The sequence below is a fragment of the Serratia sp. BNK-33-b genome (assembly GCF_048684565.1).
Lineage (GTDB): Bacteria > Pseudomonadota > Gammaproteobacteria > Enterobacterales > Enterobacteriaceae > Serratia > Serratia marcescens.
Map to the genome: position 1 here is coordinate 3,287,392 of NZ_JBLQTZ010000001.1, position 12,558 is coordinate 3,299,949.

The 12,558-nt window shown below is 59.5% G+C and carries 10 protein-coding genes; 8 read left to right on the forward strand and 2 right to left on the reverse strand.

Annotation, left to right across the window (positions count from 1 at the left end; translation table 11 throughout):
* Positions 1-151: 151 nt before the first annotated feature.
* The 8 genes from metG (at position 152) to sanA (ending at position 9,905) form a co-directional block, all read left to right on the forward strand.
* Positions 152-2,179 carry a methionine--tRNA ligase gene (gene metG, locus ACMGGK_RS15770; RefSeq protein ID WP_420277017.1) on the forward strand — a complete coding sequence of 676 codons (2,028 nt, stop codon included), beginning with the start codon at positions 152-154 and terminating at the stop codon, positions 2,177-2,179.
* 223 nt (positions 2,180-2,402) lie between these two features.
* Complete coding sequence (locus ACMGGK_RS15775) at positions 2,403-3,470, forward strand: sugar ABC transporter substrate-binding protein (protein ID WP_016928443.1); 1,068 nt, start codon at positions 2,403-2,405, stop codon at positions 3,468-3,470.
* 131 nt (positions 3,471-3,601) lie between these two features.
* Complete coding sequence (locus tag ACMGGK_RS15780) at positions 3,602-4,813, forward strand: MFS transporter (protein WP_016928444.1); 1,212 nt, start codon at positions 3,602-3,604, stop codon at positions 4,811-4,813.
* Between the two features lie 138 nt (positions 4,814-4,951).
* A complete protein-coding gene (locus ACMGGK_RS15785; protein WP_115435788.1) occupies positions 4,952-5,359 on the forward strand; it encodes a CidA/LrgA family protein in 408 nt (135 codons plus the stop codon).
* Positions 5,356-6,051 carry a CidB/LrgB family autolysis modulator gene (locus ACMGGK_RS15790; RefSeq protein WP_016928446.1) on the forward strand — a complete coding sequence of 232 codons (696 nt, stop codon included), beginning with the start codon at positions 5,356-5,358 and terminating at the stop codon, positions 6,049-6,051. The genes ACMGGK_RS15785 and ACMGGK_RS15790 overlap by 4 nt, the downstream gene beginning before the upstream one ends.
* A 137-nt stretch (positions 6,052-6,188) precedes the next feature.
* On the forward strand, positions 6,189-7,073 hold the full coding sequence (cdd, locus tag ACMGGK_RS15795; protein WP_420277018.1) for a cytidine deaminase: 885 nt from the start codon (positions 6,189-6,191) through the stop codon (positions 7,071-7,073).
* Positions 7,074-7,294: 221 nt separating this feature from the next.
* Positions 7,295-8,992: an NAD-dependent malic enzyme gene (locus tag ACMGGK_RS15800; RefSeq protein WP_004938945.1), complete on the forward strand. Its 1,698-nt coding sequence runs from the start codon at positions 7,295-7,297 to the stop codon at positions 8,990-8,992.
* 169 nt (positions 8,993-9,161) lie between these two features.
* A complete protein-coding gene (sanA, locus tag ACMGGK_RS15805) occupies positions 9,162-9,905 on the forward strand; it encodes an outer membrane permeability protein SanA (protein ID WP_004938948.1) in 744 nt (247 codons plus the stop codon).
* Positions 9,906-9,971: 66 nt separating this feature from the next.
* On the opposite strand, the gene mglC is transcribed toward sanA, so the two are convergent.
* Together mglC and mglA are read right to left on the reverse strand one after the other, a co-directional pair.
* On the reverse strand, positions 9,972-10,982 hold the full coding sequence (gene mglC, locus ACMGGK_RS15810) for a galactose/methyl galactoside ABC transporter permease MglC (protein ID WP_004938953.1): 1,011 nt from the start codon (positions 10,980-10,982) through the stop codon (positions 9,972-9,974).
* Positions 10,983-10,993: 11 nt separating this feature from the next.
* Entirely contained in the window at positions 10,994-12,502 is a 1,509-nt protein-coding gene (mglA, locus tag ACMGGK_RS15815; protein WP_420277019.1) for a galactose/methyl galactoside ABC transporter ATP-binding protein MglA, read from the reverse strand.
* Between the last annotated feature and the right edge of the window lie 56 nt (positions 12,503-12,558).

The following is a 12,558-nucleotide window of genomic DNA, read 5'->3' on the forward strand; positions in this document are numbered from 1 at the left end:
CTTGATTTTGAATGAGTCGCTTCCGGCTAAGCATATCAGAACTGCCCGGTAGCTGGCGCGTATAACCTGTAAGAAACCGCCCTAGCAGCGAAGGGCGCGATCGGTTAACATCGAAGGCCCTTTTATTCATTACAGAAAGCAAGTTCTCACTATGGCTCAAGTCGCGAAAAAATTATTGGTGACGTGCGCGCTACCGTACGCAAATGGTTCCATCCATCTCGGCCACATGCTCGAGCACATCCAGGCGGATATCTGGGTGCGTTACCAACGAATGCGCGGCCACGAAGTGCATTTCATCTGCGCGGACGACGCGCACGGCACGCCGATCATGCTGAAAGCGCAGCAACTGGGTGTGAAACCGGAAGAAATGATCGCGGAGATGAGCCAGGAGCACCAACAGGATTTCGCCGGCTTTGGCATCAGCTATGACAACTACCATTCGACCCATAGCGATGAAAACCGTGAGCTGTCCACCCTGATTTACAGCCGCCTGAAAGAAAACGGTTTTATCAAGAACCGCACCATTTCTCAGCTGTACGATCCGGAGAAAGGCATGTTCCTGCCGGACCGTTTCGTGAAGGGCACCTGCCCTAAATGCAAATCGCCGGATCAGTACGGCGACAACTGCGAAGTGTGCGGCGCCACCTACAGCCCGACGGAACTGATCGATCCGAAGTCCGTAGTTTCCGGCGCGACGCCGGTGATGCGCGACTCGGAGCACTTCTTCTTCGATCTGCCGGCCTTCAGCGAAATGCTGCAGGCGTGGACGCGCTCCGGCGCGCTGCAAGAGCAGGTGGCGAACAAGATGCAGGAGTGGTTCGAATCCGGTCTGCAGCAGTGGGACATCTCCCGCGATGCGCCTTACTTCGGCTTCGAAATCCCGGATGCGCCGGGCAAATACTTCTACGTCTGGCTGGACGCGCCGATCGGCTACATGGGTTCCTTCAAGAACCTGTGCGACAAGCGCGGCGATCTGGACTTCGACGAGTTCTGGCGCAAAGACTCCACCACCGAGCTGTATCACTTTATCGGCAAGGACATCGTCTACTTCCACAGCCTGTTCTGGCCGGCAATGCTGGAAGGCAGCAATTTCCGCAAACCGACCAACCTGTTCGTGCACGGCTACGTGACGGTGAACGGCGCCAAGATGTCCAAATCGCGCGGCACCTTCATCAAGGCCGGCACCTACCTGCAGCATCTGGACGCCGACTGCCTGCGTTATTACTACGCCGCCAAGCTCTCTTCACGCATTGATGACATCGATCTCAATCTGGAAGACTTCGTGCAGCGCGTGAACGCCGACATCGTCAACAAGGTGGTGAACCTGGCTTCGCGCAACGCCGGCTTTATCAACAAGCGCTTCGGCGGCAAGCTGGCCGACAGCCTGGCCGATCCGGCGCTGTACCAGACCTTCGTCGACGCGGCGCAGAGCATCGCCGAAGCCTACGCCGGCCGCGAGTTCAACCGCGCGATCCGCGAAATCATGGCGCTGGCCGATCTGGCCAACCGTTACGTGGATGAGCAGGCGCCGTGGGTGGTGGCGAAGGAAGAAGGCCGCGATGCCGATCTGCAGGCCATCTGCTCGATGGGCATTAACCTGTTCCGCGTGCTGATGACTTACCTGAAGCCGGTGCTGCCTTCGCTGACCGAACGCGCCGAAGCGTTCCTCAACGCCGAGCTCAGCTGGGACGCGATCCCGCAACCGCTGCTGGGCCATCAGGTGAACGCGTTCAAAGCGCTGTTCAACCGCATCGATCTGGACAAGGTCAGCGAAATGGTCAACGCCTCGAAGGAAGACATGGCCGCCGCCAAACCGGTGACCGGTCCATTGGCCGATGATCCCATTCAGGAAACCATCACCTTCGACGACTTCGCCAAGGTGGACATGCGCATCGCCCTGATCAAGAGCGCCGACTTTGTCGAAGACTCCGACAAACTGCTGAAACTGCAGTTGGACCTGGGCGGTGAATCGCGCCAGATCTTCTCCGGCATCCGCTCCGCTTACCCGGATCCGAAAGCGCTGGAAGGCCGCCTGACCATCATGGTCGCCAACCTGGCACCGCGCAAAATGCGCTTCGGCATTTCAGAAGGCATGGTGATGGCGGCAGGCCCCGGTGGGAAAGAGATCTTCCTGCTGAGCCCGGACAGCGGCGCGCAGCCTGGCATGCAGGTCAAGTAACCGCGCCAGCGCGTAACATCGAGGGTCGAGCTTGCTCGGCCCTTTTTTATTGATCCGTCGCCAACGTTATAAACAGTAAGAAAAAGTCATAACCGCCCTGATTCCCTCGCACGCCGCATCCGGCTATGATGCTCCCACACAACGAATAGACGTCCAGACAGAAAGATTGCTATAACCACTCTTCACCGGGGTCGTTTCCCCTGCTTTTTTGGAGCCTATAATAATGAAAAACCTCACGACTTCGCTGCTCGCCCTCAGCCTGCTGGCCGCCCTGCCGCTGCAGGCGGCGGAAAACGCCGCCGTGCCGGCCGCCATCGCTCAACATCAAGGGCCGGTGCGCATCGCGGTGATCCGCAACCTCGGATCCGACGACAACACCACGCAATTTTTGGCGGGCGCCATTCAGGAAGGGCGCAAGCTGGGCTTCAAGGTGGACACCTTCCTCAGCAACGGCGACGATGCGCGCTTCCAGGACTTCGTCAACCAGGCTATCAGCCAGAAATATGACGGTATTATTCTCTCGCAGGGGCGAGCCCCCTATTCCACCGACCTGGTTAAACGCATCGCGGCGGCCGGCATCGCCGTCGCGGCGTTCGATACCGACGTCGGCGGCCACGTTCCCGGCGTCACCGTCTCGCAGCAGGACGACGCTTCGCTGGCTAACGCCTCGTTCGGCCAGTTGGTGAAGGATTTCAACGGCCAGGCCAACATCATCAAACTCTGGGTAGCAGGCTTCCCGCCGATGGAGCGCCGCCAGGCCGCCTATCAGCAGTTGCTGAAACAGCATCCGGGCATTCACGAGCTGGAATCGATTGGCGCGGTTTCATCCGACGTGCAGGGCGATACCGCCAATAAAGTGGGTGCGGTGCTGGCGAAATACCCCAAAGGCAAGATTGACGCCATCTGGGGCACCTGGGACGCTTTCACCCAGGGCGCTTACAAGGCGCTGAAAGAGAACGGCCGCACCGAAATCAAACTGTACAGCATCGATATCTCCAACCAGGACTTGCAGCTGATGCGCGAAGCCGGCAGCCCATGGCAGGTCAGCGTGGCGGTGGATCCGAAGCTGATCGGCGCGGTCAACCTGCGCCTGGTGGCTAACAAGATCGCCGGGGAAAGCACGCCGGACAGCTATCAATTCAAAGCGGCGGTCATTCCGCAGGCGTTGCTGCTGGCGCAGCCGGGGCCGGTCAACGTCGCCGGGCTGGCGAAGATCATCCCCGGCTGGGGCACCAGCAGCGATTTCGTTCAGCCGTGGTTCGCCACGCTGCAGGCCGAACACGGTAAATAATGCTGTTTTTGACGAGGCTGCCGACGCAGCCTCTGTTTTTAAACTAATTATCGGCTTTCCCCTTCCGTCCTCGCCAAAATACGCTATGTTATCTGCATCGCCCAATAACTGTATGCATAAACAGGCCTCAAATGAAGGGATTCCCCTCGCTGATCAACGTACTGCTGGCCAGTTCGCTGGTGTTGACCATCGGCCGCGGCGTTACGCTGCCGTTCATCACCATCTACCTCACCGAACATTTCCATCTGCTGCCGAAGAGCGTGGGCGTGATCCTGGGCGTCAGCCTCACCCTCGGCATCCTTGCCAGCCTGTACGGCGGCTATCTGGTGGACAAATTCAGCAAAAACCGCCTGATCCTGCTGTCGATTGTATTGTTTGCGCTGAGCTTTTTCGCCATTCCCTGGATCCCGCGCCCCGGCGGCGTGATCGTGGTGCTGGCCATCTTGCATACCTGTTATTCGGTGCTAAGCATCACCATTAAGGCCTGTTTCGCCGACGGGTTGCCGGTCGAGCAGCGCATCAAGGCTTTTTCCATCAACTACACGCTGGTCAACGTCGGCTGGGCGATCGGCTCTGCGCTCGGCGTCCTGGTGGCCGGGCTTAGCCCGTTGCTGCCGTTTTATCTGTCGGGCGGATTGGCGCTGGCGACGGTGGCGGCACTGAGCCTGCGCTTGCGCGGCCGGGAACAGCGCGCAACGCCTGCCGCCGCTGTACCGGCCGCGCTCCCCAACTTCCGTCAGACGCTGACCATCTTGCGAAGCGATCGGCGGCTTATCTACTTCACCCTCGGCAGCACCCTGGGCGCCGTGGTGTTCGGTCAGTTCACCGGCTATCTGTCGCAGTACCTGATCACCGTCTCCAGCGCCGAGTTCGCCTACAAAATCATTGGGTTGGTGATGATCGTCAACGCCAGCATCGTCATCGCCCTGCAATACCTGCTCAGCCGCGGCATGCGCCAGGAAAACATGCTGCGCTGGCTGGTGCTGGGCACGCTGTTTTTCATCGTCGGGCTGCTCGGTTTCATGGCGGCCGGCCAGGCGGTCTGGCTATGGCTGGCGGCGATGGCGGTGTTTACCCTCGGCGAAATCATCGTTATCCCGGTGGAATACATGTTTATCGACTTTATCGCGCCGCCGCACCTGAAAGGCAGCTACTATGGGGTACAAAACCTCAGCGCGCTGGGCGGCGCCATCAACCCGGTGCTGTGCGGGGTGCTGCTCAGCTATGCCGCGCCGCCGTTGATGTTCGTGATGCTGATCGTCGCCGCCCTGCTCAGCCTGCTGTTTTTCTTCCTCGGCCACCGGCTGGCAGAACACACGGCGGCGGCCGAAGACGTACGCTGATCCCGCAGGCAGCGGCCAATACGGGCTGTCAACCCGCCGCTCGGGCATAGCACCCATAGCGAGAATTCATGGTGCGATCTGTGGCATGGCTCACAGTTTAATTGTATGATGAATACATCAGTTAAACGGGAAAAGACAATGGCCAACGTGCTCACACTGTGCTGGAAATACCTGAGGGCTCTGCTCCTCATCTACCTGTGTCTGTTCGTCGGCAACGCGGTGGCGGCGCTGCTGCCGTTCGCCATTCCCGGCAGCATCATCGGCATGCTGCTGCTGTTCGCCCTGCTCTCAACCCAGATTATGCCAGCCAAATGGGTTAAACCCGGCTGCCATTTGCTGATCCGCTATATGGTGCTGCTGTTCGTGCCGATCGGCGTCGGGGTGATGAAATATTACGACCAGATCGTCGCGCATCTGGGCCCGCTGGTTATCTCTTGCCTCATCAGCACGCTGATGGTGCTGGTGGTAGTCGGCTATACCTCACACTATTTTCATCGCGAGCGCCGCATCGCCGGCAAGCCCGACGACCCGGAGGACAATTCATGATCCATGAAATCTGGTGGTCGTTGCCGCTGACGCTGGCGGTCTATTTTGGCGCGCGCTGGCTGGCGCGCAAGCTGAATATGCCGCTGCTCAACCCGCTGCTGGTGTCCATGGCGGTGATCATCCCGCTGCTGCTGCTCACCGGCATTCCCTATGAGCGCTACTTTCAGGGCAGCAAAATCCTCAACGATCTGCTGCAGCCGGCGGTCGTCGCGCTGGCCTTCCCGCTCTATGAGCAGCTGCACCAAATCCGCGCACGCTGGAAGTCGATTATCACGGTGTGCTTCATCGGCAGCCTGACCGCCATGATCAGCGGCGGCGCCATCGCCCTGTGGTTGGGCGCCACGCCGGAAATCGCCGCCTCTATCTTGCCGAAATCGGTCACTACGCCGATCGCGATGGCCGTCGCGGACTCGCTCGGCGGCATTCCGGCGATCAGCGCGGTTTGCGTCATTTTCGTCGGCATCCTCGGTGCCGTGTTCGGCCACACGCTGTTCAACCTGTTGAAAATCACCACCCCCTCGGCGCGTGGCCTGGCGATGGGCACGGCTTCCCACGCACTGGGCACCGCGCGCTGCGCGGAGATGGACTATCAGGAGGGCGCCTTCGGCTCGCTGGCGTTGGTCATCTGCGGCATCATCACCTCGCTGCTGGCGCCGTTTGTGTTTCCGGTGCTGCTGCATCTGTTCGGTTGATCAGGGTGAAACTTGCGATACATCTCGCATTTATGTATTCCATTGCATTAATTTCATTAATTAAGAGACATTAATCACACTTTAATGTCTCTGGCCTGCCTAGAATGTTATCCCGTTAACCCGTAGAGAGACTTTCTATGCATCCGCGTTTTCACACCGCTTTCAGCGCACTGCCCGCGACACTGCAATCCGCCCTGCAGCCCTATCTGGACGCGTCCGACTTTCCGGCGATGTTCACGGCCGAGCAAGCGGCGGCGATCCGCTCAGGCTGCGGGTTGGACGATGACGCGCTGGCATTCGCGCTGCTGCCGCTGGCGGCGGCCTGCTCGTTAACCCCGATATCGCATTTCCACGTCGGCGCCATCGCGCGCGGGCAAAGCGGCAACCTCTATTTCGGCGCCAATATGGAATTCAGCGGCGCCCCGCTGCAGCAAACCGTGCATGCGGAACAGTGCGCGGTTACCCATGCCTGGTTGCGCGGTGAGCCAGCGCTGGCCTCGATCACCGTCAACTACACGCCGTGCGGCCATTGCCGCCAGTTTATGAATGAACTGAACAGCGGCGGCGAACTGCAGATCCGTCTGCCGGGCCGCGCACCGGCCACGCTGGCGGACTATCTGCCGGACGCCTTCGGCCCGAAAGATCTGGATATCGCTTCGCTGCTGATGGACAAGGTCGATCACGGCCACCGACTGGCGCTGGACGATGCGCTGACGCAGGCGGCGCTGGCGGCGGCCAATCAGAGCCATGCTCCGTACAGCAACGCCCACAGCGGCGTAGCGCTGGAAACGGAGGACGGCAGCCTCTACGCCGGCCGCTATGCGGAAAACGCCGCTTTTAACCCGAGCCTGCCGCCGCTGCAGGCCGCGCTGATCCTGCTGAACCTCTCCGGCGGCGACTGCCTGAACATCCGCAGCGCCGTACTGGTCGAGCCGCAGGAGGCGATCCTCAGCCAATGGGACGCCACCCGCGCCACCCTGGCGGCGCTGGGTTGCCAAAACGTCAGCCGCGCCGCCTTCTAAGCGCACAACGGCGGGGCCATCCGGTTCCGCCGCTAACAGCCCCGCCCGCCAAATACAATGCCCCGACGCCGCCAGAGAGACTTTCTTTAGTTAAAAAATCATTTGATTGTCGATAATTACGCCAACCTGGTTCATCATCGGGCAACAAATGCTGTACATCTTCTCTTTATCTTTTAGGATCGTCGGCAATACAGTTATCTGATACGTGAAGAGTAAAACTGATGGAACTAGAATACGAAAGCAAACGCCCGCTCTACATCCCTTACGCCGGCCCGATTCTGCTGGAATTTCCGCTGCTGAACAAAGGCAGCGCTTTCACCGAGGAAGAACGTAGCCACTTCAACCTGCACGGCCTGCTGCCGGAAGCGGTGGAAACCATCGAAGAACAGGTGGAACGCGCCTACCGTCAGTATCAGGATTTCAAGAACGATAACGATAAGCACATCTACCTGCGCAACATCCAGGACACCAACGAAACCCTGTTCTACCGTCTGCTGGACTCGCACCTGAGTGAGATGATGCCGATCATCTACACCCCGACCGTCGGCGAGGCCTGCGAACACTTCTCCGATATCTATCGCCGTGCGCGCGGGTTGTTCATCTCCTACCCGAACCGCGATCGCATCGATGACATGCTGCAAAACGCCACCAAGCAGAACGTTAAGGTGATCGTGGTCACCGACGGCGAGCGTATTCTCGGCCTGGGCGATCAGGGCATCGGCGGCATGGGCATCCCAATCGGCAAGCTGTCGCTTTACACCGCCTGCGGCGGCATCAGCCCGGCCTACACGCTGCCGGTGGTGCTGGACGTCGGCACCAACAACCCGCAGCGCCTCAACGATCCACTGTACATGGGCTGGCGCCATCCTCGCATCTCCGGCGAGGAGTACCACGCCTTCGTCGAAGAGTTTATTCAGGCGGTCAAACGCCGCTGGCCGAACGTCCTGCTGCAGTTCGAAGACTTCGCGCAGAACAACGCCACCCCATTGTTGAACCGCTACCGCGACGAGATTTGCTGCTTCAACGACGACATTCAGGGCACCGCCGCGGTCACCCTCGGCAGCCTGATCGCCGCCAGCCGCGCCGCCGGCAGCCAGCTGCGCGATCAGACCGTCACCTTCCTCGGCGCCGGTTCCGCCGGCTGCGGCATCGCCGAGCAGATCATCGCGCAGATGAAGTCCGAAGGGTTGAGCGAAGACGAAGCGCGCGCCCGCGTGTTCATGGTTGACCGTTTCGGCCTGCTGACCGACAAACTGCCGAACCTGCTCGACTTCCAGAGCAAGCTGGTGCAGAAGAGCGACAATCTGGCCGGTTGGGAAACCGCCAGCGACGCCATCTCGCTGCTGGACGTGGTGCGCAACGCCAAGCCGACCATTCTGATCGGCGTGTCCGGCCAGCCGGGGCTGTTTACCGAAGAGCTGATCCGCGAGATGCACAAGCACTGCGAACGCCCTATCGTGATGCCGCTGTCCAACCCGACCTCGCGCGTGGAAGCCCGTCCGGAAGACATCATCAACTGGACCGACGGCGCCGCCCTGGTGGCGACCGGCAGCCCGTTCGCGCCGGTAAGCTATAAAGAGCAGCTGTACCCGATCGCCCAGTGCAATAACTCCTACATCTTCCCGGGAATTGGTCTGGGCGTGCTGGCCTCCGGCGCCACTCGCGTCACCGACGCCATGCTGATGGCCGCCAGCCGCGCGCTGGCGGACTGTTCGCCGCTGGCCACCGACGGCCACGGCGCGCTGCTGCCGAATATCGACGATATTCAGGGCGTGTCGAAGTGCATCGCCATGGAAGTGGGTAAAGCCGCCCAGCTGCAGGGCGTGGCGATCGTCACCTCCGAAGATGCGCTGTCGAAAGCCATCGAGCACAACTTCTGGCGGCCGCAGTACCGCAGCTACAAGCGCACCTCGTTCTGAATGGTGAGCTGAAATGACCCAGCCCGGCTCCGCCGGGCTTTTTTGTGCGGCAAAACCGCCGAAAAATGCGGCGGCGCGCGTGCTTCAGGCGGTTCGCGTCTTGCGTCGGTCGGTCAGGTAAAGTAGCCTTGATCCATCTTTTTCAGCCCGGCGCGCGTAAGGCAACAACATGTGGAAACGCCTGATCATCAGCCTGTTCATCATCATTGCGGTGTTGATGGGTTCGGCTATTGCGCTCGATCGCTGGATCAGTTGGAAAACCGCGCCTTACGTCTACGACGAACTGCAGGAATTGCCGCACCGCCAGGTCGGCGTGGTGCTCGGCACCGCCAAGTATTACCGCACCGGCGTGATCAACCAGTACTACCGTTACCGCATTCAGGGGGCGATCAACGCCTATAACAGCGGCAAGGTGAAATACCTGCTGCTGAGCGGCGACAACGCCCAGCAAAGCTATAACGAACCGATGACCATGCGGCGCGATCTGATCGCCGCCGGCGTGGCGCCGAGCGATATCGTGCTGGACTACGCCGGTTTCCGCACCCTGGACTCCATCGTGCGCACCCGCAAGGTGTTCGACACCAACGATTTCATCATCATCACCCAGCGCTTCCACTGCGAGCGCGCGCTATTCATCGCCCTGCACATGGGCATTCAGGCGCAGTGTTACGCGGTGCCGTCGCCGAAAGACATGATGACGGTGCGCGCCCGCGAGATCTTCGCTCGCCTGGGCGCGCTGACCGATCTATACATCCTCAAGCGCGAACCGCGCTTCCTCGGCCCGCTGATCCCAATCTCCGCCATGCACACCGTGCCGGAAGACGCCCAGGGCTATCCCGCCGTGTCACCGGAACAGTTGGTTGAGCTGGAGCACAAGCTGAAAGAAGAGAAGCAGAAAGCCAAACAGCCCTGACGGGTAATGCCCCAAAAAGAAAGGCCGGCATATTTTGCCGGCCTTGTCGTCTGTGCTGCGGTAGCTCTACTTCTTCTTGGCGTATTTCAACGAGTCCAGCGCCACGGCGAAGATGATGATGCTGCCCTTGATGATGTACTGCCAGTACGGGTTGATGCCGATATAGGTCAGACCGTAGTTGATGACGGTAAAGATGATCACCCCGGTCACCACGCCCCACACCGTACCCACCCCGCCGGCGAAGGAGACGCCCCCCACCACGCAGGCGGCGATGGCGTCCAGCTCATACATAAAGCCGAGGTTATTGGTGGCGCTGCCGATGCGTCCCGCTTCAAGCAAGCCGCCGAAGGCGTAGAACACGCCGGACAGCGCATAGATCATGATCAGGTTCAACGGCACGTTGACCCCGGACACCTTGGCCGCTTCCGGGTTGCCGCCGATGGCGAAGATGTTCTTGCCGAAGCGGGTCTTGGTCCACAGGATCCAGACGAATATGATGGCGATCAGCGCGTAAAAGGTGATGTAGGACAGCTTAAAGTCGCCGAAGCGCAAGAAGCCCTGGGCAAAGGTGGAAAACTTCGGATCAAAGCCCGCGACCGGCGACGCGCCGACCGAATCGTAATACAGCGAGTTGATGCCGTAGACGATGATCATGGTGCCCAAGGTGGTGATGAACGGCGTCACGTTGAGATAGGCGATAATCAGGCCGTTAACCAGGCCGATCACCGCGCCGACCGCGCACACCAGCAGGATGACCAGGGGAATCGACCAGGTTTCCATGTGCGGGAACACCTTGTTGACGTTATCCATCGATTGCAGCAGCGTGGCCGCCACCACCGCCGCCAACCCCACCTGCCGCCCGGCGGACAGGTCGGTGCCCTGGGTCACGATCAGCCCCGCCACGCCCAGCGCGATGATGATGCGCACCGAAGACTGCGTCAGGATGTTGCTCAGGTTCATCAGGCTGAGGAAGGTAGGATCCTGAATGATGATGATGGCCAACAGCACCAGCAACACCACGTAAATGCCGCCTTCCTTGAAATAGGTAAATAAGGTTTTTTTATTTAGCGCGTTCATAATTCCGATCCTTAAAGGTGCAGGGAGGCGAGACGTAAGATTTCATTTTGCGAGGTCTGTTTGGTGTTAACGATGCCCGCAACCTGACCATTGCTCATCACCAAAATACGGTCGGTGATCCCCAAAAGCTCCGGCATTTCGGACGAGACGATAATGATCCCCTTGCCCTTCTTCGCCAGTTCGGTCATCAGCTGATAAATCTCGAACTTGGCGCCCACGTCGATGCCGCGCGTCGGTTCATCCAGCATCAGGATCTCCGGCTGCGTCAGCAGCCAGCGGCCGATGATCACCTTCTGCTGGTTGCCGCCGGACAGCGAGCCGATATGGGTGTGATGCCCCGGCGTTTTTACCCGCATGGCGTCGATCACCCACTGGGTGTCGCTCTTCATCCGCGCGTTATCCAGCAGGCCGAGCTTGTTTTTATAATTGCGAATGTTGGAGATCAGCGAGTTGAAGCCCACATCGAGGTAAGCGTAAATCCCGGTGGATCGGCGCTCTTCGGTCACCAGCGCAAAACCGTGGTTAATCGCTTCGTTGGCGCTGTGGTTATCGATCGCTTTCCCGTGCAGCTTGATGGTGCCCGCCACCTTTTCGCGAATGCCGAACAGGGTCTCGACGATATCGGTGCGTTTGGCGCCCACCAGCCCGGCGATGCCGAGGATCTCCCCTTGATGCAGATCGAAGGACACATCGCGGATCGAAGGCTGGCGCAGCGACGTCAGGTTTTTCACCTCGAGGATCACCTCACCCGGCGTGTTTTGCCTGTCGGGGAAGCGCTGGCTCAGCGAGCGGCCGACCATCATGGCGATGATCTTGTCCATATCCAGCCCCTCCAGCGGCTGGGTGGCGATCCACTGGCCGTCGCGCAGCACCGTTATCTCGTCGCACAGCTGGAAGATCTCCTCCATCTTGTGCGAGATATAGACGATGCCGCAGCCGCGTTCTTTCAGCTTGCGGATGATGGTGAACAGGTGATTGACCTCTTTCTCCGTCAGCGAAGAGGTCGGTTCATCCATGATGACGATCTTGGCGTCGTAGGAAAACGCCTTGGCAATCTCGATCATCTGCATCTGCGACACCGACAGGTTGCCCACCTTTTCGCGCGGGTTGATGCCGATATCCAGCTCGTCGAAGATCGCCTGGGTGTCTTTGAACATCTTGTCCTGATCGACGAACAGGCCTTTGGTCGGGTAGCGTCCCAACCACATGTTGTCCATCACGGTGCGTTGCAGCACCAGGTTCAGTTCCTGATGCACCATCGAAACGCCGTGTTCCAGCGCTTCCTTCGAGCTCTTGAAATCGATTTCCCGGCCCTGAAATACAATGCTGCCGCTGTCTTTTTTGTAAATGCCGAACAGGCATTTCAACAACGTCGATTTCCCCGCGCCGTTCTCCCCCATCAGGGCGTGAATCGAGTGCGGACGGACGCGTAAATTGACATTGTCCAAGGCTTTGACGCCGGGAAATGACTTACAGATATCCGTCATTTCCAGCAAAAATTCGCGTGAGCTATCGGCCATAAATACACCTGGCTTAACGATCTTGCAGTCGTAAACATCCCCGCCGGCGGTATCCC

What these genes read in the sequence shown, in the direction of transcription:
- metG (WP_420277017.1), top strand. Translation starts at nt 152, where the DNA reads ATGGCTCAAGTCGCGAAAAAATTATTGGTGACGTGCGCGCTACCGTAC.
- ACMGGK_RS15775 (WP_016928443.1), top strand. Translation starts at nt 2,403, where the DNA reads ATGAAAAACCTCACGACTTCGCTGCTCGCCCTCAGCCTGCTGGCCGCC.
- ACMGGK_RS15780 (WP_016928444.1), top strand. Translation starts at nt 3,602, where the DNA reads ATGAAGGGATTCCCCTCGCTGATCAACGTACTGCTGGCCAGTTCGCTG.
- ACMGGK_RS15785 (WP_115435788.1), top strand. Translation starts at nt 4,952, where the DNA reads ATGGCCAACGTGCTCACACTGTGCTGGAAATACCTGAGGGCTCTGCTC.
- ACMGGK_RS15790 (WP_016928446.1), top strand. Translation starts at nt 5,356, where the DNA reads ATGATCCATGAAATCTGGTGGTCGTTGCCGCTGACGCTGGCGGTCTAT.
- cdd (WP_420277018.1), top strand. Translation starts at nt 6,189, where the DNA reads ATGCATCCGCGTTTTCACACCGCTTTCAGCGCACTGCCCGCGACACTG.
- ACMGGK_RS15800 (WP_004938945.1), top strand. Translation starts at nt 7,295, where the DNA reads ATGGAACTAGAATACGAAAGCAAACGCCCGCTCTACATCCCTTACGCC.
- sanA (WP_004938948.1), top strand. Translation starts at nt 9,162, where the DNA reads ATGTGGAAACGCCTGATCATCAGCCTGTTCATCATCATTGCGGTGTTG.
- mglC (WP_004938953.1), bottom strand. Translation starts at nt 10,982, where the DNA reads ATGAACGCGCTAAATAAAAAAACCTTATTTACCTATTTCAAGGAAGGC.
- mglA (WP_420277019.1), bottom strand. Translation starts at nt 12,502, where the DNA reads ATGGCCGATAGCTCACGCGAATTTTTGCTGGAAATGACGGATATCTGT.